Raw genomic sequence first — 20,026 nt, 5'->3', positions numbered from 1 at the left:
CCATGAAAAAAGTAATCACCATAATCATCGTGATCGTTGTCGCCCTCGGCGCGATCGCCTACGTGTTAACGAACAACAAAAAGAAAAATGAAGCAAAAACGGCGTTCATTGCCGAAGGAGGGGGCGCCGTCGCCGTACGTGTGGCAACGGTAGAAAAGAAAGTGGTGGATCTCGACTTTAGCGCAAACGGAAACTTTATCGCTAACCAGGACCTCGACTTTTTATCGGAAAATGCAGGCCGCGTGAGCGCGGTATACGTAGACGAAGGTGCTACCGTGCGAAAAGGTCAGGTGCTGGCCCGTATCGACGCCGAAATTATCAATACCGACAGGGAAACTGCCGAAGCCACCTACCAAAACGCATTGAAGGACGAAGCCCGGTATAAAAGTGCTTTCCAGACAGGTGGAGTTACCCAGCAGCAGCTGGACCAGGCGGTGCTGGCTACACAAAATGCCAGGCTGCGATTACAGGCATCGCAAAGAAAGGTAAGCGATGCCAATATCAAATCGCCGATCAACGGCGTGGTAAACAAGCGGTACATCGAGGTGGGCGCTTTTGTTACTGCCCAGGGAACCAGGCTGTTTGAGCTGGTGGATGTTTCTAAACTAAAGCTGAAGGTAAATGTAAACGAATCGCAGGTGGCGAACCTGAAGATAGGTGACCGCATCGACATTAAATCTTCCGTTTTTCCAAATGAACGGTTTTCGGGGAAGGTTTCCTTCATCGCCGCCAAGGCCGACGAAACGCTAAATTTCCCCATCGAGATCGAAGTGTTTAACAACACCAATAATAGCCTGAAAGCGGGTATGTATGGTACCGCGATATTCAACTTCCCCGGACAAGCGCCGGGCATCCTGGTCCCCCGCACCTCGTTTGTGGGCAGTGTGAGCAGCAACCAGGTATTTGTATTTGACGGGGCGACAAAAACGTCGAAACTGCGAAAAGTGGTTGCCGGCCGCATCCTCGGCGAAAGCGTGGAAATCCTCGACGGCCTGAAAGAAGGCGAAATGGTGATCACCAGCGGCCAGATCAACCTTACCGACGGCAGCGCGGTAAGTGTCGTTAATTAATACGCCACAACAACCTACTAATACGAAGAAGATGTTAATAACAGATATATCTATAAAGAGGCCCACCCTGGTGATCGTGGTTTTTACCGCGCTTACCTTACTGGGGCTGTTAAGCTACTTTTCGCTGGGCTATGAGTTACTCCCAAAGTTCTCTCCCAACGTAGTATCCATTGCCACGATCTATCCCGGCGCCTCGCCGAATGAAGTGGAGAATACGGTCACCAAAAAGATCGAGGATGCGGTATCCTCTATGGAGAACATAAAAAAAATAAACTCAGTTTCATTCGAAAGCTTATCTACCGTAACCATCACCTTAACCGATAAAGCGAATATCGATGTTTCGCAAAACGACGCCCAGCGCAAGGTGAACGCCATCCTTTCGCAATTGCCCGATGATGTGAAGACACCTTCGATCAGCAAATTCTCCCTTGACGATATGCCGGTGATCACCATGTCGGCCTCCGCCAATATGGACGATGTCGCTTTTTACGACCTGATCGATAAACGGATCGCCCCCGTAATTTCGAGGGTAACGGGAATTGCCCAGGTGAATTTGATCGGTGGCTCGGAGCGTGAGATCAAGGTTTCGTTAGATGCCGATAAGCTGCAGGGCTATAACCTGTCAGTGCCGCAGGCACAGCAACTGATCTTAAGCTCCAACCTGGATTTCCCGACGGGGAGCGTAAAAACGGCGAACCAGGACGTATTGATCCGCCTGTCGGGCAAATACCGGAGCATAAAGGAGTTGCGCAACCTCGTGCTTAGCACCTCGAACACCGGTGCACAGGTGCGTTTAGGCGATGTAGCCGATGTGCAGGACGCGCAGAAAGAAACCGAAAAACTGGCACGTATCGATCAGAAAGCGGCCATCGCCATCCAGATCATCAAGCAAAGCGATGCCAATGCGGTGGAGGTGAGCAAAGGAGTTAAACTGGCCATTGCCAGGCTGGAGAAGGAATACGAAGCCAGCAAGCTTAACATCAGGATAGCCAATGACAGCTCGGTGTTCACCCTCGAATCCGCCGATGCGGTGATCCACGATTTAATGCTTGCCGTGGTGCTGGTAGCCTTTGTGATGCTGTTCTTTTTACACAGCCTGCGAAATGCGCTGATCGTGATGGTTTCTATCCCGGCATCGCTGGTGGCTACGTTTATCGGTATTGGTTTGCTGGGTTATACGCTAAACCTGATGTCATTACTCGGGCTTTCCCTCGTGGTGGGGATCCTGGTAGACGATGCCATCGTAGTGCTGGAGAATATCCAGCGGCACATGGAGATGGGAAAGAATAAGGTACGTGCGGCTTCGGATGCAACGCGGGAAATTGGCTTTACCGTAGTGTCTATTACGCTGGTGATCGTAGTGGTTTTCTTCCCGATCGCTATCAGCACCGGGTTGGTATCCAATATCCTGCGTCAGTTCTGCGTGGTGGTTATTATTGCCACGCTGCTTTCCCTGCTGGCTTCATTTACCATCGTGCCGCTGATTTTTTCCAGGTACGGTAAGCTGGAACGTATTGAAGGGAAAAACATCTTCGGTCGATTTATCCTGTGGTTTGAAAAGCAGCTGAAGAAATTCACCTTATGGATCACTGGTATATTAACCTGGTCGTTAAACCACAAGCGGCGTACCCTCTTTGCGGTAGTAGTGTTGTTTGTGGCTGCCATGTGGCTGGCCGGCGCGGGATTTATCGGGTCCGAGTTCTTTCCAAAATCAGACAAAGGCGAATTCCTCGTGCAGGTAGAGCTGCCCAAGGATGCTTCTTTGGAGCAAACAAATTTTTATACCCAGCGGGCAGAAGCTTTTTTAAGAAAACAACCGGAGATCAGGCAAATGATCACCACGGTAGGGCAGGCGAGCGGTGATATGGGTACCTCGCAGGCTACGGCCTATAAGTCGGAGATCAACGTAAAGCTGGTGGAACGTAAAGCGCGTAATAATGTCTCTTCGGATATTTTCGCTACCAAAATGAGCCGTGCGCTGGCCAGGGAACTGGTGGGCGCAAAAGTAAAAACGGTACCGATCAGTATATTGGGCACCGCGGAAAATGCGCCGATCCAACTGGTGGTGATGGGCGCCAACCTGGATAGTGCGCTGAAATATGCCGCAGGCGCGCAAAAGGTGCTGGCCGCTATACCGGGCGCCACGGAGATCAAGCTTTCGGTAGAAAAAGGCACGCCGGAGATCAATGTGCAGGTAGACCGCGATAAAATGTCGGCGGTAGGCTTAACGCTTCAAACCGTAGGTGCAACCATGCAAACAGCTTTTGCCGGGAACACAGACGGGAAGTACCGGAGCGGCGAATACGAGTACGACATCAATATCCAGTACCAGGATTTTAACCGGAAAAATATCGATGATGTGCGTAACCTGGTATTTATCAATTCCGCGGGGGCGAAGATCAAGTTATCGCAATTTGCCAATATTACGGAGAGCTCCGGACCGAGTCAGCTGGAGCGCCTTAACAAATCGACATCCGTTTCGGTAAAAGCGCAGTCGATAGGCCGGCCGACCGGCACCATAGTAACCGAGTTCCAGCAGAAGTTGGCGGAATTGCAAAAGGATGGCAGGCTAACAGCCCCGGTAGGCGTAAGTTATACCTGGGCCGGCGACCAGGAAAACCAGGCGGAAGGCTTCGGTACGCTGGGGATCGCTTTATTGGCGTCGATTATCCTCGTGTACCTGATCATGGTGGCTTTATATGATAGTTTTGTGTACCCGCTCGTGGTGATGTTCTCGCTGCCATTGGCATTGATCGGTGCGTTCCTGGCGCTTGCTTTAACCAATAACTCTATCGGCATTTTTACGATACTGGGCCTGATCATGCTGATGGGGCTGGTAGCCAAGAACGCGATCATCCTGGTGGATTTTACCAATCACATGAAAGCGGAAGGAAAGTCGACCGTAGAGGCCCTCGTCCTGGCCAATCACGCCCGTTTACGCCCGATCTTAATGACCACTATCGCCATGATCTTCGGCATGCTGCCCATCGCGTTAGCCAGCGGCGCAGGTGCGGAATGGAAAAACGGGCTGGCATGGGTGATTGTTGGGGGCTTAACCAGTTCCCTTTTCTTAACACTGATCGTGGTGCCGGTGGTTTACCTGGTGTTTGATACCATGCTGGAGAAGTTCGGCTTTAACAAGAAAGGTAAATCGATCGAAGAATTATTGGAAGAGCCCTATGATCATAAAGATGTGCATGAATATGAGCTGGAGCACCAGGGGTGATCAATTGTTCGCCAGTGCCCGAACCGGTGTAATAGCGCGTGAAGTTCCCGGGGCCTGATTATCTCCCCCGTTCCGTCATCAAAACGTAAAGTGTTCACATGGTATTTTATAGCCGGCGGGAAACGGTTATTTTCCGCCGGATGAGTCAAAAACTGTTGCTGATTGAGGATGAGCCGGGCCTGGTATCAGTAATTATCAGGGGACTTTCGCAGGCCGGGATGGAAGTGAGCGTAGCGGGCGACGGCCTTACGGGACTTGAAATGGCCCTCCATCATCAGTTCGACCTGGTGATCCTCGACGTAATGCTGCCGGGGATGAATGGCATCCAGGTTTGCCGCGAATTGCGAAAAGCCGATGCGCATATACCGGTGCTGATGCTTACTGCGCTGAACAGCACGGAGAATATCGTAACGGGGTTGAACAGCGGTGCCGACGATTATCTCGTAAAGCCGTTCAAGCTGGCCGAACTCGAAGCGCGGATCCGTTCGCTTATCCGGCGAAGCGGCGCACCACAGCGTTCGAAATCAACCATTGTTGCAGGCGGACTGGAGATTGACCTGGAATCAAAACTGGTGACACAGGAAGGAGCGCCCGTAAGCCTTACCTCTACGGAATACCGCCTGCTGGAGTTTTTTGTACGCAACCCCAACAAGGTGCTGTCGCGCGTGGAGATCCTGGAGCATGTTTGGGATATCGATTTCAATATGGGCACCAACGTGGTGGATGTGTATGTGAACTACTTGCGGAAAAAGGTAGACAATAACCGGTCGGTGAAGCTGATACATACCGTATTCGGTATGGGGTACCTGTTTAAAGAGGAGGCGGTTAATTGAAAATTCAAACCAAGATCACCATCCTGTTCTTTGCGATATCAACCGCGGGGCTGGTGCTGCTCAACGCTTCCATTTTTTACTTCGTATCGGAGTTTAATTTCGAAGACTTTTTTAAAAGGCTCGAAGCAAGGGTAAAACTCTCAGCGCAGATCAATATTTCGCCCGATGAAAAGTCGGCCGCGTACCAGGAAGTGCGTAACCGGTACCTCGAAAAGCTCGACGACGAACAGGATTTCGTAGTGCGCATCGACAGCGGCGGCCGGTACGTGTTTAAACGACCGGTAAACCTGCCCGAAAAATTCTACCGCGAGGTGATCAGGAACGGGAAAGCCCGCTATGATTCAGGCAACCGGTTCTATGCCGGGGGTTTTTTCAATACGGAGAATGGCCGGTACATCGTTATCGTAACGGCATCAGACCCGTATGGTTTCAAGGAACTGGCGCAACTGCGGAAAGTGCTGCTTATCAGTTTCGTGATCTCTATCCTGGTCACGTACGTTGCCGGCGCCGTTTTTTCGCATTATACTATGAAACCCTTTCGCGGTATCATTAAAAGCGTAAAGAATATTTCGGCCAATAACCTGCATTCCCGCCTGGAAGAGGTGAAGGGGCGCGACGAGATCGCGGAGCTGATCTATACTTTTAACAACATGCTCACCAGGCTCGAAACTTCGTTCGAAACCCAGAACAACTTTGTAAGTAACGCTTCGCATGAATTGCGTACCCCGCTTGCTATCATTACCTCCGAGGCGGAACTCCTGCTCACCGAAGACAAACTTCCCGCTAAAACCAGTGAGACCGTAAAAACGATCCTCTCGGAAGCCGGTAAGCTCGAGCACATCCTGAAGAGCCTGCTCGGCCTGGCACAGTCGGGATTTGACGGCAAGAAGCAGAACTGGCAAAAGGTACGCGCCGACGAGCTCATCCTGACCGTGATCGCTTCGGTAAAGGAAATTGACCCGGAAAGCAAGCTGCGGCCGGACCTTTCGGGGCTTCCCGCCGACGAAACCATGCTTATTACGGAGGGAAACGTCAACCTGCTGCAGCTCGCTTTGAGCAATATCGTACTTAATGCCTGTAAATATTCAGCCAACCAGGAAGTCACCATCCGGCTAACGATCGGGGGTGAACGGATCTCGATCTCGGTAACGGACAAAGGGATCGGGATCCCTGAACAAGAGCAGCAGCATATTTTCGAGCCTTTCTTCCGGGCGTCCAATACGGTGGAGTTTGAAGGATTCGGTATCGGGCTTCCGCTCGCACTTAATATTATCCGGCTTCATAAGGGTTCCATCGGCATCCGTTCGGAGGAGAATGTAGGCACCGAAATGCAGATCTTATTGCCGATCAGCCGCAATTGACCCTTCCTTTCTAACCAGATTCTAATAAGTGCCTGCAGGTTTCTTATTTTTATTTTATAAGTAATTGAAAGTCAATGCTTAATAGCATTTTCTTTTTTTTAATTCTAACCATTCTCTAATTAATCTCTTAACAGGCTTTAATTCCCCGGCGATAAAATTGCATTAATAAATTAATTGATTCACTCATTTATCCCGTTATGCGAACTATCCTGATCCCCACTGATTTTAAAGTTTCGGCCCTGAACTGCGTTCCCGCACTTTGCGAGCGCTTCGGCGAAGAAGAAGTTGTGCTCATTTACCTGCACATGATAAAGCTTTCGGATTCCATTAGCGAGTTGCTGATGCTGTCGCGCAGAAGCCGGGAGACCGAAGCCATCAGCGACGATTTTTTCTTCCGCTGCCGCGAGCTGAAGGCGGCACATCCCACCTTAAAAGGACTGCGCGTGGAGTTCTTCTACGGAAGCACGCTTCGCATGTTCAGGAACTTCCTGGAGGCCAACCAGGTAGATTATATCCTGGATGTGAACGACTGTTCGATCTCCCGGCTGCACCCCGAAAGCGCCGACCTGCTCACGCTCGCCAAACGCAGCGAACTGCCCGCCATCAGCGCCGCCAGGCCGCAACCCGTGCAGCAGGCAGGGCGGCAACTGCCCGAACCACTGGCGTCGATCGTTTTTGAAGAAGCCTGATCTGATTATTAATTCATCAATTCATCGAAACTATGCTATTAAAACACAATATACCGGTAACCTATATTTTTGGAAAGATCCGCAACGAGGCGTTAATGGTAACGGTTTATTCCGTGGTGATCGCCATTATTTATGACCGTCTGCATTTTACCCGGATCTCTATCCCGATCGCCGTGCCCACTATCCTGGGCACCGTGATCTCCCTGCTGCTGGCCTTTAAATCAAACCAGGCGTACGATCGCTGGTGGGAGGCCCGCAATCTCTGGGGCTCTATTGTAAACGATTCCAGGACGCTCACCCGGCAGCTGCTCACGTTTGTCGATACGCACCTGGCCGCTAACGAAGGAACGGCATTTTGCGAGCGTGTAGCTAAACGGCAGATCGCCTGGTCGTACGCACTCAGCCAGCAGCTTAGGAAGAAGGACGTTTTTGAAGGGCTCGGTAACTTTATTTCCGCGGAAGACCGGGAATGCCTGGAACGTTATGATAATGTGCCCATGGCGCTGCTCGAGCTGCAGGCGCACGACATCCGCAACGCGTATAAGCTAGGCTGGCTGAACGATCTGCAGCAGGTAGAGCTCGATAAAACGCTTACCCGTTTTTCCAACCACATGGGTGGCTGCGAGCGGATCAAGAACACCGTATTCCCGGCTACCTACAGCGTATATATTCATTTCTCGCTGCTGTTGTTTATCATGCTGCTGCCCTTCGGGCTCATCGAGTTTTTCGGGATCGTAGAGGTGCCGCTGGTAGTAGCCATCTCCTGCTCTTTTTTCCTGATCGAAAAGATGGCTATCCACCTGCAGGACCCTTTTGAAAATAAACCAACGGATACACCAACAACCGCGCTTTCGCAAACCATCGAGCGCGATGTGAAGCAGATGCTGAAAGAGCATTGTACGCCTAAAAAGAAACCGGCAAAGGACCTTCGCGAAAGAGGCGTATTTTACATCTTGTAAGCTCTTGAGAAAACCGGGAGTAAAATAAATTTGGGCAATCAAATGATTGCATTATATTTGGGCAACTATTTGATTGCATAATGATAACGAGAAGAGATGTATTCCAGGCCATCGCCGATCCCACCCGCCGCGAGATCATACAGCGCATTGCCGGCGGGCCGTTAAATTTTAACTCGGTGGGGGAGACGCTCGACATCAGCCGGCAGGCAGTGGCCCGTCACATCCAGATCCTGACGGAATGCGGCCTGGTGGTGATCACCCGGAAAGGCCGCGAGCGTTTTTGCGAAGCCCGTGCGGAGAAGCTGGATGAAGTGACAGATTGGGTGATCCAGTTTAAAAAACAATGGGTAACCCGCTTCAGAAAATTGGATAGTTATTTGGACGAGCTACAAACCAATAGCCCCGATAATGAAAACAAGTGAAAATTCTGCTAACGATCGGCAGGCGAAAGAGCTGCTGATCACCCATCTTTTCGAAGCTCCCCGCGAGCTGGTATTTGCGGCGTGGACAAACCCTGCGCATTTACGGCACTGGTATGCGCCAGACGGCTGCACCATCGAGTTCCGGTCCATTGACGTACGGGAAAGAGGCGCTTTCCATTCCTGTATCCACGACCCCGTGCATGGCGCGTGCTGGATAAAAGGTGTTTACCTCGAAGTCTCCGCTCCCGAAAAACTGGTGTACACCATGGTGTTAACCAATGAAAATGGCGATTCCGTGGAATCCATGGAGGCCGGTAAACCGGAAGACTGGCCGGAGGAGATCCTGACAACGGTAACTTTCACGGCCGTGGGCAACCATACTAAACTGACGCTGCATCAAACCGTAGCCGAAGAAAATGCCCGGCAGACAGGCGCTTACCAAAGCTGGATCAAAATGCTTAACAAGCTCGACGCAATGCTGGCAACGGCCTCATAATGTCGCTACACCGCGTTTTAGTCTATAACAATTCAACTTTGAGCCCGAAATCAGTCGGGCTCATTTTCCCTTTTTACAGCTGGCTGATGTACTTTTAATATCCCGGTTTATTCCAGCTCCTCCCCGGGGGCGAGGCGGTCTTCCGGGCTGTCCTGGAGCTTCACGCGGATTTTGTTGCGGGAACTGATTGTGTTTAATTTTATGTATTTTTATACCAGTACAACCCGCTGATCCAAAACCTGATGAAAACAATCGTCGATTTTTCTAAAGTTACGAGAGAGGACAAGACCATTTTCCTGCTGAGCCTCGCCGTTGCCTCATTCTGGATAATTGGTAACCTGGTGAACGTTTACCATTTCGCCGTAGTCGGCGCCGTATTTGAGCTCCTTTGGCTAGGTGTTGTAACCCTCACACTGCTCCTGCCGGTAATGGCTTTTACCAGGTGGGTGAAGGAAAAGTTTAGCCTGAAAACGTTGTCGCTATATTCGATCCTGGTGGTAGTAATAACGATCGCGATACTCATCATTACCTATAAAACACCCGTATAAAATTAACGACCGCGTTTACCTGCTTCCCGGCGGCGGTAAACCGCAGCGTACCTGCCTCTATTGATGTACAACGCCGGCAGACGGGACGCGAAACCCGCGAAACTCGTCGTGGTAATTTGCCCGAAATAAATTTTACCTTTTGCGGTGATAATTTCCGGATATCTTGCACTTACCCATAAAGCGTTGTTAAAACATGAAGACAGCAACACCAGGCACCACAGCCGCAGGCAGGCCATATCTTTTCAGGATGCTTTATAAAAGCGTCTTCCCGTCCGCAGCGGCATGGATCGCCAGGCGGGGCGGTACTTTTGATGAGGCCGAAGATGTTTTCCAGGATGCGCTCCTGGTTTATTATGAGAAGGCCATGGCGGGCAAAAGCACGGCCGGCCGGGATGAAAAAGCTTACCTGTTCGGTATCGTGAAACACCTGTGGGTACGGAAATTTCGCCAGCGAATCACCAATGTTACGTTTGAGGAAGTGGATGCGGATCTGCCGGATGAGGTGATTTCTCGTGAACCTGCTGCGGAGGTATTATTGCAGCACCTGTCATCCGCCGGGAAAAAATGTATGGAGCTTCTGAAAGCCTTTTATTACGATAAATTACCCGCCAGGCAGCTCTCGGAAATGTTCGGTTTCAGCGGCACCCGGTCGGTCACCGTACAAAAATACAAATGCCTCGAGAAAGTAAGAGAAACCGTTAAACAAAAAGCATTGACCTATGAGGACTTCCTTAAATGAGCTGAAAGCCATCGACGATCATCTTTTTAAACGGTCATCGCCCGCAGACCAAACGGTGTTCCAGGCGAGAATGATCCTGCAGCCCGATCTCCGGAACAGCATCGCCCTGCAGAAGCAAACTCTTTGGCTGGTAGAACAATACAGCCGCAGGGCGCTTAAAGCGGAAATTAAGGAAGCCTGCGATCAAGTAAAGCGTGATCCGTGCGAAACAGCTTTTATAGCCCGGATCAGGCGATTATTCCGGTAAATAACCATCCCCCTTTATGAAAACAGATAAGAATGAGTTCCGCAAGTATGCGGTAGGGCACCGCCATGTGAACGGTTTACATGTCGACCAGTTTATTGCACAGGTAAATAGCGCGGGAATTCCCATAATGGGCCTCACGCCGTATATTATGGAGGAACGCCAGCTGAATATCATGCAGCTGGATGTATTCTCCCGGTTAATGATGGACCGGGTGATCTTTCTCGGTACCGCCATCGACGACCAGGTGGCAAACATCATACAAGCCCAGCTGCTGTTCCTGCAATCGGCAGATGACAAGCGCGACATCCAGCTGTATATCAATTCGCCCGGAGGTTCCGTATACGCGGGATTGGGTATCTATGATACCATGCAATATATTTCGCCCGACGTGGGTACCATCTGTACGGGTATGGCGGCTTCCATGTCATCGGTACTGCTGTGTGCCGGTGCGGCGGGCAAACGGTCGGCGCTTAAACACTCCCGTGTGATGATGCATCAACCTTCCGGCGGCGTGCAGGGCCCGGCTTCCGATATCGAGATCACGGCAAGGGAAATCCTGAAGCTGCAGCGCGAACTTTACGAGATCCTCGCAAAACACAGCGGGCAATCTTATGAAAAGGTGCACGAGGTATCAGACCGCGACTATTGGATGATCGCGCAAGAAGCAAAACAGTTCGGGATGATCGACGAGGTGCTGGGCGGCGCAGACTGATTCATGGCTAATTGTTTCAATTAAATGACAAACAGGATATTAATATAAGACCGATCGGTCTTATATTTGTTTCGTCATGACGAAAGCGGCACGCACACGCCAGTTTATAATTGAGAAGGCCGCAACGGTTTTGAATAAGAAGGGCATGGCCGGCACTTCCATCAGCGACATCATGGAGGCTACCAAGCTCGCCAAAGGCGGGATCTATGGTAATTTTAAGGATAAAGAAGAGATTTGCCTTGAGGCTTTCAACTACCTTTCTCAAAATCTTTCCGGTGCTGCGCAGCTGGCGATGTTGGACAAAGCAGGTCCGAAAGAGAAACTGTTCGCCTTGCTTGACAATTACAATGAAAAGCTGGTGTCGGGTACCGGCGGCGGTTGCCCCATCCTTAATTTCGGCGTGGAGGCGGATGACACCAGTCCGCTACTTACACGCCGGGTAGGGGAAGCCATCAGCATCGCGCAGCTGAGGATAAAAGACCTGGTAACCGAAGGGATCGCATCAGGCGTTTTCCGGCAGGGTCTGAATGCGGAAGAGTTCGCTATCAAAATGTTCACCATGCTCGAAGGGGCTATCTTTACCAGCCGTGTTTTCGGTCACAACAAACAGATGCAGGTGGTGATCAGCCTCCTTAAGTCAGAAATCACCTCGTTTAGCGGCTGATTTTTTGCTAAATACCACACCGATTGGTCTGGCACCGCTTAACACGATCAAACATGAGAACGATTAAAGAGAACCACCGTGGTTTAACCACCGTCCTTGCGTTTGCGTTGATCCCGCTTTCGGGATTCGCAACGGATATTTACCTGCCATCGCTGCCGGCCATGGCCACCTGGCTTCACGTACCCGGTACGGCCGTACAGCTTTCGCTGGTTATTTTTATGGTGAGCTCCGGCATCAGCCAGTTATTCGTGGGAAGTTTACTGGATAGTTTCGGACGTTTCAGGCTCAATATTGCCGCGCTGGCCGTATTTGCGCTGGCGTCATTTATTATCGCGCTATCCAGGGATATTTACCTGATCTACCTGATGCGCGTGGTACATGGCATTACGGTAGCGATTATTGTAGTCAGTAAGCGGGCATATTTTGTAGATATGTACTCCGGCGATAAGCTGAAGCATTACACCAGTTTGTTTTCCATTATCTGGGCATCGGCGCCTATTATTGCGCCATTCCTGGGAGGATTCCTGCAAGCGTCTTTCGGATGGCAGTCTAATTTCTACTTTCTTGGTTTTTTCACCCTTGCGATATTGTTCACCGAATTTTTGTATGGTGGCGAGTCTTTAAAAAGCTTCCAGCGGTTTAACGGAAAAACCATATTCAGGGTGTATACTTCTATGATGAAAACCGCCGATTATACGCTCGGGCTGTTTATCCTCGGGCTCTCGTATTCCATGCTGATGGTATACGGCATGGCGAGCCCGTTTATCATCGAGAAGGTGTTCCGGTATTCACCCGTTATTACCGGGAATTGTGCCTTACTTTCGGGCGTTGCATTAATGGCAGGCGGAACCATTTCCAAATTGCTGATTAAAAAGTCGCTCAATACGAAAATCGTATCGGCGGTAAGCCTCCAGTTTTTGTTTGCCCTGGCAATGATCTTTACCTCGCAATTTAAAACGGGCCTGTATACTATGATGCCGTTCGTTTTGGTGGTACACTTGCTGTCGGGTTTCGTATTTAATAACCTTTTTTCGTATTGCCTGGGCCGCTTTTCAAAAAATGCGGGTATTGCGAGCGGTATCACCGGCGGGTCGATGTATATTATTACCTCATTTTTTAGTTCCGGGATCATCAAGACGCTGGAGATTAAGAGCCAGGGAACGCTGGGGGTGGCTTACGTGATACTGGCGCTGTTTGTTGGAATCGTATTCTTTCTCTTCACGAGGGCGCAAAATACGTACCGTAGCAATGCGGCGGCATTTGCCTGAGCGCTTTGTTCGTAATCCGTTAACGTTGCTTTGTTTATTCTTTGTTACAAATCGCATTAGGAGGTATGTCCCACCGACTATTCAGCTATCTTCGGGCTACCATGAAGCATAAGCTATTTTTACTGACATTATTATGCCCGTTATTATTTGTGAACGGGTTTGCTCAAACGGTTACTTTATCCGAAGAAATAAAACAGGCGCTGGAGACAGTAAAGGCCAGCGAAATAAAAGCGGATATCGCCTACCTGGCCGACGATAAACTAAAAGGAAGAGCTCCCGGAACGGAAGGCTTCCAAATGGCCGTAGACTATGTGGTCGACCACCTGAAGCAACTAGGTGTACGGCCGGCAGGCGAGCATGGCTCCTGGCTTCAAACGGTCAGGTTCCGCAAGGCTTTTGTCAAAGAGCCGGTTTTTACGATCAAAGACGGGCAGGCGGCCGTTGCTGCGACCCAGAACGACCTCACCATCAGCCCTAACCCGGTAGTTCCCGAGGTGAGTGTACAAGGGGCGCTGGTTTTCGCCGGATATGGCATCAGTGAGCCCGGATTGGGTTATGACGATTATGCCAATCTGAACGTAAAAGGGAAAGTCGTCATCGTGGTTCGTGGCGCGCCCGAAAAGTTTGCGTCATCGGTATCCGCCCATGTAATGAATGGCAGCACCATACTTCGCAAAGCCGCCGAGCATGGTGCCGTGGGGGTGATCGTCGCGTCGGTGGATTCCACGGCACGCGTATTTGGCGGCGGCGGTAACGGTAGCGGCGGCGCCCCGCGCGGCGTAAACAGCATCATGGATGAGAAAGGTCGTGTTGCTGTTTCCAGGAGCTACGACCCGGGGCTTAAAGTGTATGGTACCATGCGGTATGCATTGGTAAAATCTCTTTTTCAGAAAGCCGGGAAAAGCATCCCGGCAACGATCGATCAGCTGAAGGCAGGTAACCCGCAATCGTTCGCGGTCCCGGCGCAGATCTCACTTTCTTACAAGTCGGTTTACCAGGACATGGTAAGCTATAACGTGGTCGGTAAGATCACCGGATCCGACAGGAAGCTAAAAAAACAATACGTGGTGCACAGCGCGCACCTCGATCATCTCGGCATAGGCAACCCTGTGCTCGGCGATTCTATCTTTAATGGTGCGCATGATAATGCTTCGGGTGTTGCCAGCTTGTTAGGTATTGCAAAAATTTATAGTAACATCAAGGCAAAGCCGAAGCGTTCCGTCCTCGTGGTGCTGGTTACCGGCGAGGAAATGGGCGACCTGGGCTCGGGGTACTTTGCACAGCACCCCACGGTACCGGTAAAAAGCATGGTAGCCGACGTAAATACGGATATGCCTACGGTCATTGCGCCGCTGTTATCCATTACGGCGCTCGGCGCCGAACACTCGTCGCTGGCCGCTAAAGTAGACCAGGCGGCAGGATATTTCGGCATCACGGTAGAACCAGACCCGGAGCCAAAGCAGGCGCGCTTTACCAGGAGCGACCAGTACAGTTTCGTGGTAGCTGGTATCCCGGCGCTGCACGTTAAATATGGCAGTAAAACCGCCGACGGGAAAAACAACCTGAACGACCTGGTGGCTCCCTGGAGAGCTAAATACTATCATAAGCCACAGGACGATATCAATGGCCTCTTCGATTTTGAAGCCGGCAAGACCTATGCACAGCTAAACTTCCTGATCGGCTACCTCGTGGCGCAGGACCGGGCGAAGCCGACCTGGAATTCAGGCGATATTTTTAGCAGCGGGCCGTCCGGGAAATAAGTATAGTACGTGATCACAACGCATAGGATACCGAACCGTTGTAGCTGTGGTGTCTGCATCGTACTGGTATCCGTGAAAAAATGATTATACCATCCAGAGGATCCGGATGGCGACGATTCCGAGCGCTACGGCAAGGCTGCGGATAATGATGGCCTCCTTTACTTTGTTAGAAAGGGCGGCCCCGACCTGCGCTCCGCCAATTACGCCCACGCCAAGCCAGATCACCTGGTGGAGGCCTTCCTGGAGGTCGCCTTTTAGCCAGTGGACGGCAGACCCGGAAAAGCCCATCAGTGCGAGTACGAAGTGCGAAGTTGCCGTAGCGATGTGTACGGGGAAATTGAGCAGGTTTACCATAGCGGGCACATGGATAATGCCACCGCCGATTCCCAGCAGGCTGGATGCGATACCTACAAAAAAACTGAGGATACAGGCCGTGATAATGTCGTACCGATAGGTGTATTTTTCACCATACTTGTCGGTCATTTTTCGTATGGTGGGGAATATAAATTTAGAAGCGAGGTCATTGCCTGCAACGGATGAGCGAAAAGGCTTGATAATCAGCATAGCAGATATCATGACCAACATGAGGCCGAAAACCAGGTTAAACACGTGGCGGGGGATATACCCGGTAAGGTAAGACCCGATAATGGAACCCGGCAGCGTCGTAATGCAGAAGATCAGGGCCGATTTATAATCTATCCGTTTTTTAAACGCATAGGCAACGGACCCGGATGCCGCGTTGAGGCATACCACCGCTAAGGAGATGCTGGTGATCAGTTCCGGCTTTTTTTCTGGGTAAGCGATTAAAAGAACAGGCACCAGGATAAATCCGCCGCCGGCGCCGATCAGCGTTCCAAACGCGCCGACCGCCAATCCCAGTATTACAAGTATCAGAACAGACATGGTTTAATTGCCGGCTAAAGTAAGATTCTGGCCCCGCACCTGCAATGTGTATTTGTTTTCCCATATTTCCATAGTTGTGCGTATTTTTCACACTTTGCCACAGTGTGAACCTGGGAAATTGAGGATTTTGAAGAAGGAAGTGTTTGGTATAACCTTTGTCTAAGAATAAATGTCCTCCCAAAGGACATGTTTTTCATAGGTAGATGTAAGGCCGGTTTGCGTTAGCAATCGGCCTTTTTTGTAGGTGAATGTAAGACTGGTACCTTATCGATGTATGGTAAGAACAAACAAAGGTAGCAACGGTTTTAGTTATTTTATAATAACGGTACATAGGTACCATATTCATTCCAAACAGGCGGCCCGGTGACCTAATTTGGAATTAACTAATTGATAAATAATATCTTAAGGTGAAATTACGAGTTTAAACAATTTTTCCGTTTATTGTTGGTAATGTCATTTTATAGTTATATTTGTAACGCCCTTCCAAGGGCATGTTTTTCATAGGTAGATGTAGGGTCGAATACTTGTATTCGGCCCTTTTTTGTAACGACGATTTTTTTCCTCATATTGGCACCGCTACAGAATATCATGAACGAAATAAGACATAACTGGACAAAAGAAGAGATCGAAGAAATATATCACAGTCCGTTGCTGGACCTGATCTACCGGGCAGCTTCCGTGCACCGGGAAAATGAGGATTATGCAGAAGTACAGATCAGCAGTCTCCTTTCGATCAAAACCGGCGGCTGCCCGGAGGACTGCGCTTATTGTCCGCAGGCCGCGCGTTACCATACCGATGTAGCCGTTCACGCATTGATGTCGCTGGACCAGGTGACCGCGGCAGCCGCTAACGCGAGGGATAAAGGTGCGTCCCGTCTCTGTATGGGCGCGGCCTGGCGGGAAGTGCGCGACAACCGCGATTTCGACAGGGTGCTCGGTATGGTAAAGGCCGTAAACGGTATGGGTATGGAAGTTTGCTGCACGCTTGGCATGTTAACCGAATCGCAGGCCGAAAGGCTGGCCGATGCGGGCCTGTACGCTTATAACCATAACCTGGATACTTCTGAAGAAGACTATAAACGCATTATTACCACACGTACGTTCGATGATCGTCTTCAGACCATTGAAAACGTACGAAAAGCCAGGATTTCGGTTTGCAGCGGCGGGATTATCGGGCTGGGGGAGACGGTAGAAGACCGGATCTCTATGCTTAAAACGCTCGCGAATATGACCGCGCACCCGGAATCGGTACCCATCAACGCACTGGTCCCGGTAAAAGGAACGCCAATGGCCGATCAGCCAAAGGTGCCCGTATGGGATATGGTGCGGATGATTGCAACGGCCCGGATCATTATGCCGAAAACGGTGGTGCGGTTATCTGCCGGGCGCACCGAAATGAGCATGACCGACCAGGCGCTTTGTTTCATGGCAGGTGCGAATTCTATTTTCGCCGGAGATAAACTGCTCACCACCCCGAACCCCGCTTTCAGCGAGGATATGCAGATGTTCGAACTATTGGGCCTCAAGCCGCGTGAAGCGTTTAAAAATAAGAAAGAGCAGGTAGAGGCTTAGTTTTTCCTGCTCAATTCTTAGCTTTGCGGCAATGAAGCTCTACCGACTGCTATCTACGCTTATCGTTTGCCTTTTTTTTACTACGGTAGCCGCGCAGCCGAAATCTGAGCCCCGAAGCAGTGCGGAACTTAAGAGGCGTAAAACTGAGATCACCAAAGAGATCGCTGCGCTGAATAAAAGCCTGAACCAGACTGCCGGGAGTAAAAAACTTTCGCTTAAACAGATCAATGCCCTAACGGCACAGATCCGTCTCCGCGAGGATAAGATCAATACCATTAATTCGGAGATCCGGCTGCTCGATAACCAGATCAGCGGCAATACGCAAACCGTTAGAAACCTGCAGACGCAGCTGAACAAGCTTAAGAAACAGTACGCCGCTATGATCCTGTTTGCTTTCCGGAACAGGAGCTCGTACAGCAAGATCATGTTTGTTTTTGCGTCCAAAGACTTCAACCAAGCCTATAAAAGGCTCAAATACCTGAGCCAGTTCAGCGAATACCGGATCAGGCAGGCCGGGGAGATCCAGCATACGCAGGGGGAACTGAAAGTAAAGATCAAGGAACTGGATAACGACAAGAAAGAGAAAAGCTCGCTGCTGGTCGACGAGGAAGAGGAGAAGCAAACACTGGGGAAACAGAAAAACAAGCAAAACGAGGAGCTTGGAAAACTTACGGAGAAAGAGAAAAAGCTCCGTCAGCAGTTATCTGCCAAACAGCAGGAGGCCATCAAAGTAAATAAGGCCATGCAGGCCGCTATCGCCCGGGAGATACAGCTCGCCCGTGAGCGGGAGGAGCGGGAGATCGCGCGTGCTGCGGAAGCTGCGAGAGTAAAAGCCGCAAAGGAGGCTGCGGAAGCCGCCGCCAAAAGAAAAGCCAACCCCGAGGCGCTGCCGGCACCCAAACCGGTGGCGCCAAAACCGGCTGTAGTATCGAAAGGATCGGATGTGCTGATCAGTAACCCGGGCGCTGCCAAGTTATCCGCAGAATTTGCCGGTAACCGGGGGCAGCTGCCATCCCCGGTATCGTCCGGAAGGATAAGCCGTGGTTTCGGCAAGAACAAAGACGGCGTGAACGTAATCACCGAGAACTATGGAATAGACATCAGCACTTCCAGCGGAGCTGAAGCCAGGGCGGTATTTGAGGGTGAAGTGAGCACCGTACAAAACATGGGAGGTTTTTATGCGGTACTGATCAGGCATGGCGAGTATTTTACGGTATATTCTAACCTGCGTTCGGTAAGCGTTTCGCGGGGACAAAAAGTAAGCACCAAACAGTCGGTCGGCACCATCTTAACGGACCCGTTCGATGGCAGTACACAGCTTCATTTCGAAGTTCGCAAGGGAATGACACCGCAAAATCCCGCGGCGTGGATAGCGCGTTAACGGGTGTTCAGGAGTTCGACTGCAAAGATTCGTACATTTTTGGTTTGGTGATCTCCATCAGCCGATCCGGGAATTTCGGCGAAACAAAGCCGAACTGTCCATATAAGCCATGTGCATCAACCGTCGCCAGGGTGAACCGGCGCAGTTCACGGATCCAGGGCAACTCCATGATCAGCTTCATCATTAATTTCGACAATCCTTTCCCGCGGTGCCCGTCGAGCACGAATACATCTGCCAGGTAGCCAAAAGTCGCGTAATCTGAGATGATACGGCAAAATCCGACCTGGTTTCCTGCCACATAAATACCGATGCAGAAGGAATTTTCAATGGCAGTCCGTACGGTATGCCCGGGGATCTTTTTGCTCCAGTACGCTTCTTCAGACAAGTATCGATGGATCACCCCGAATTGAAGTAACGACTTATCGGATGATACCACGACATCGTTTGCTTGGTATTGAATGTGGTTCATAGAGGATATTAATGAATGGTATAACGGCTGCAAAATAACGTTGAAGGATCACAAGTTTAGCATACGAAACAAAGTTTTTGCATAAAAAATCATCATGGCTATTTTATTGTATAATTAATATTATGTTAAATAGAAATTTTCGCTTCCATCCTGCTTTCCCGGGTCGAAAACTATTCGTCCGGGCTGCTGTTATCAACGCATAAACCTCATCTCAAAAAGCGTATGGAAACTTATACTGAAAACCACGGTCAGAAGTTGGAGCAACTGTTATCATTATTGAACGATGGTAAGATCGGTTACCGAAATGCCGCACAGCAAACGGAGAACCCGGATCTACGGACCATTTTCATGAGATTCGCCGCGCAGCGTGAAGAGCTTGCCGACCAGCTGAGGCCTTTTGTAACGACATATGGCGGTGATCCCGATAATATCGGCGGCGGTGCGTTGGGCGCCATACACCGCAGTTGGATGAATATTAAAACGGCGTTTACAGACAACGACGACCAGGCGATCCTTGAAACGTGCAAAAACGGCGATTTAGCCGCATTGGACGCTTACGATGACGCCCTCCAGGGTTCTATACTTGAAACGCCGCTGAAACCTATACTAATGAATCAGCGCATCGATATCCACCAGGCCTTCCTGGAAATCGACAAGTTATATTTTGGTCTTTTTAAGACCAGTCCTGGTATATAAATTATCTTATT

Annotated in this window: 20 protein-coding genes; 18 read left to right on the top strand and 2 right to left on the bottom strand. The window is 50.4% G+C overall.

Going from position 1 to position 20,026, the window contains the following annotated elements:
• Positions 1–2: 2 nt before the first annotated feature.
• The 15 genes from GS398_RS08520 to GS398_RS08450 all read left to right on the top strand — a co-directional run bounded on the left by GS398_RS08520 (position 3) and on the right by GS398_RS08450 (position 14,994).
• A complete protein-coding gene (locus GS398_RS08520) occupies positions 3–1,070 on the top strand; it encodes an efflux RND transporter periplasmic adaptor subunit (protein ID WP_160906346.1) in 1,068 nt (355 codons plus the stop codon).
• 31 nt (positions 1,071–1,101) lie between these two features.
• Positions 1,102–4,296, top strand: a complete 3,195-nt coding sequence (locus GS398_RS08515) for an efflux RND transporter permease subunit (RefSeq protein ID WP_160906345.1) — start codon at positions 1,102–1,104, stop codon at positions 4,294–4,296.
• Between the two features lie 140 nt (positions 4,297–4,436).
• Complete coding sequence (locus GS398_RS08510) at positions 4,437–5,129, top strand: response regulator transcription factor (protein WP_160906344.1); 693 nt, start codon at positions 4,437–4,439, stop codon at positions 5,127–5,129.
• Complete coding sequence (locus GS398_RS08505) at positions 5,126–6,490, top strand: sensor histidine kinase (protein WP_160906343.1); 1,365 nt, start codon at positions 5,126–5,128, stop codon at positions 6,488–6,490. The genes GS398_RS08510 and GS398_RS08505 overlap by 4 nt, the downstream gene beginning before the upstream one ends.
• Positions 6,491–6,687: 197 nt before the next feature.
• The gene (locus GS398_RS08500) at positions 6,688–7,179 is read left to right on the top strand and encodes a hypothetical protein (RefSeq protein WP_160906342.1); all 492 of its coding nucleotides are present in this window, start codon (positions 6,688–6,690) and stop codon (positions 7,177–7,179) included.
• A 32-nt stretch (positions 7,180–7,211) separates the two neighbouring features.
• Entirely contained in the window at positions 7,212–8,138 is a 927-nt protein-coding gene (locus GS398_RS08495) for a bestrophin family protein (RefSeq protein WP_160906341.1), read from the top strand.
• Positions 8,139–8,218: 80 nt separating this feature from the next.
• Complete coding sequence (locus GS398_RS08490) at positions 8,219–8,560, top strand: ArsR/SmtB family transcription factor (protein ID WP_160906340.1); 342 nt, start codon at positions 8,219–8,221, stop codon at positions 8,558–8,560.
• Positions 8,547–9,056 (top strand): SRPBCC family protein, encoded by a 510-nt coding sequence (locus GS398_RS08485; RefSeq protein ID WP_160906339.1) that lies wholly within the window; start codon positions 8,547–8,549, stop codon positions 9,054–9,056. The genes GS398_RS08490 and GS398_RS08485 overlap by 14 nt, the downstream gene beginning before the upstream one ends.
• A 242-nt stretch (positions 9,057–9,298) precedes the next feature.
• Positions 9,299–9,604: a hypothetical protein gene (locus GS398_RS08480; RefSeq protein WP_160906338.1), complete on the top strand. Its 306-nt coding sequence runs from the start codon at positions 9,299–9,301 to the stop codon at positions 9,602–9,604.
• A 193-nt stretch (positions 9,605–9,797) separates the two neighbouring features.
• Positions 9,798–10,343: an RNA polymerase sigma factor gene (locus GS398_RS08475; RefSeq protein WP_160906337.1), complete on the top strand. Its 546-nt coding sequence runs from the start codon at positions 9,798–9,800 to the stop codon at positions 10,341–10,343.
• Positions 10,324–10,590, top strand: coding sequence for a hypothetical protein (locus GS398_RS08470; protein WP_160906336.1), 267 nt, complete (start codon positions 10,324–10,326; stop codon positions 10,588–10,590). The genes GS398_RS08475 and GS398_RS08470 overlap by 20 nt, the downstream gene beginning before the upstream one ends.
• A 16-nt stretch (positions 10,591–10,606) precedes the next feature.
• Positions 10,607–11,302 (top strand): ATP-dependent Clp protease proteolytic subunit, encoded by a 696-nt coding sequence (locus GS398_RS08465; RefSeq protein ID WP_160906335.1) that lies wholly within the window; start codon positions 10,607–10,609, stop codon positions 11,300–11,302.
• A gap of 76 nt (positions 11,303–11,378) precedes the next feature.
• Positions 11,379–11,966, top strand: a complete 588-nt coding sequence (locus GS398_RS08460; RefSeq protein ID WP_160906334.1) for a TetR/AcrR family transcriptional regulator — start codon at positions 11,379–11,381, stop codon at positions 11,964–11,966.
• 53 nt (positions 11,967–12,019) lie between these two features.
• The gene (locus GS398_RS08455; protein WP_160906333.1) at positions 12,020–13,234 is read left to right on the top strand and encodes an MFS transporter; all 1,215 of its coding nucleotides are present in this window, start codon (positions 12,020–12,022) and stop codon (positions 13,232–13,234) included.
• 101 nt (positions 13,235–13,335) lie between these two features.
• The gene (locus GS398_RS08450) at positions 13,336–14,994 is read left to right on the top strand and encodes a M28 family peptidase (RefSeq protein WP_160906332.1); all 1,659 of its coding nucleotides are present in this window, start codon (positions 13,336–13,338) and stop codon (positions 14,992–14,994) included.
• Between the two features lie 84 nt (positions 14,995–15,078).
• Here GS398_RS08450 and GS398_RS08445 read toward each other — a convergent pair whose 3' ends face one another.
• Positions 15,079–15,897: a sulfite exporter TauE/SafE family protein gene (locus tag GS398_RS08445; protein WP_160906331.1), complete on the bottom strand. Its 819-nt coding sequence runs from the start codon at positions 15,895–15,897 to the stop codon at positions 15,079–15,081.
• Positions 15,898–16,485: 588 nt separating this feature from the next.
• Between GS398_RS08445 and bioB the strand changes: the two genes are divergently transcribed.
• Together bioB and GS398_RS08435 are read left to right on the top strand one after the other, a co-directional pair.
• Complete coding sequence (bioB, locus tag GS398_RS08440; protein ID WP_160906330.1) at positions 16,486–17,469, top strand: biotin synthase BioB; 984 nt, start codon at positions 16,486–16,488, stop codon at positions 17,467–17,469.
• Between the two features lie 31 nt (positions 17,470–17,500).
• Entirely contained in the window at positions 17,501–18,850 is a 1,350-nt protein-coding gene (locus GS398_RS08435; protein WP_160906329.1) for a murein hydrolase activator EnvC family protein, read from the top strand.
• A gap of 7 nt (positions 18,851–18,857) precedes the next feature.
• On the opposite strand, the gene GS398_RS08430 is transcribed toward GS398_RS08435, so the two are convergent.
• Positions 18,858–19,319, bottom strand: a complete 462-nt coding sequence (locus tag GS398_RS08430; RefSeq protein WP_160906328.1) for a GNAT family N-acetyltransferase — start codon at positions 19,317–19,319, stop codon at positions 18,858–18,860.
• A gap of 222 nt (positions 19,320–19,541) precedes the next feature.
• Here GS398_RS08430 and GS398_RS08425 point away from each other — a divergent pair, with 222 nt between their 5' ends.
• Positions 19,542–20,015 carry a ferritin-like domain-containing protein gene (locus tag GS398_RS08425; RefSeq protein ID WP_160906327.1) on the top strand — a complete coding sequence of 158 codons (474 nt, stop codon included), beginning with the start codon at positions 19,542–19,544 and terminating at the stop codon, positions 20,013–20,015.
• The last annotated feature ends 11 nt before the right edge of the window (positions 20,016–20,026 follow it).

The sequence above is a fragment of the Hufsiella ginkgonis genome, assembly GCF_009834915.1.
Classification (GTDB): Bacteria; Bacteroidota; Bacteroidia; order Sphingobacteriales; family Sphingobacteriaceae; genus Hufsiella; species Hufsiella ginkgonis.
Note: the sequence above shows the minus strand (reverse complement) of the source record. Positions and strands in the feature narration are given on the sequence as shown.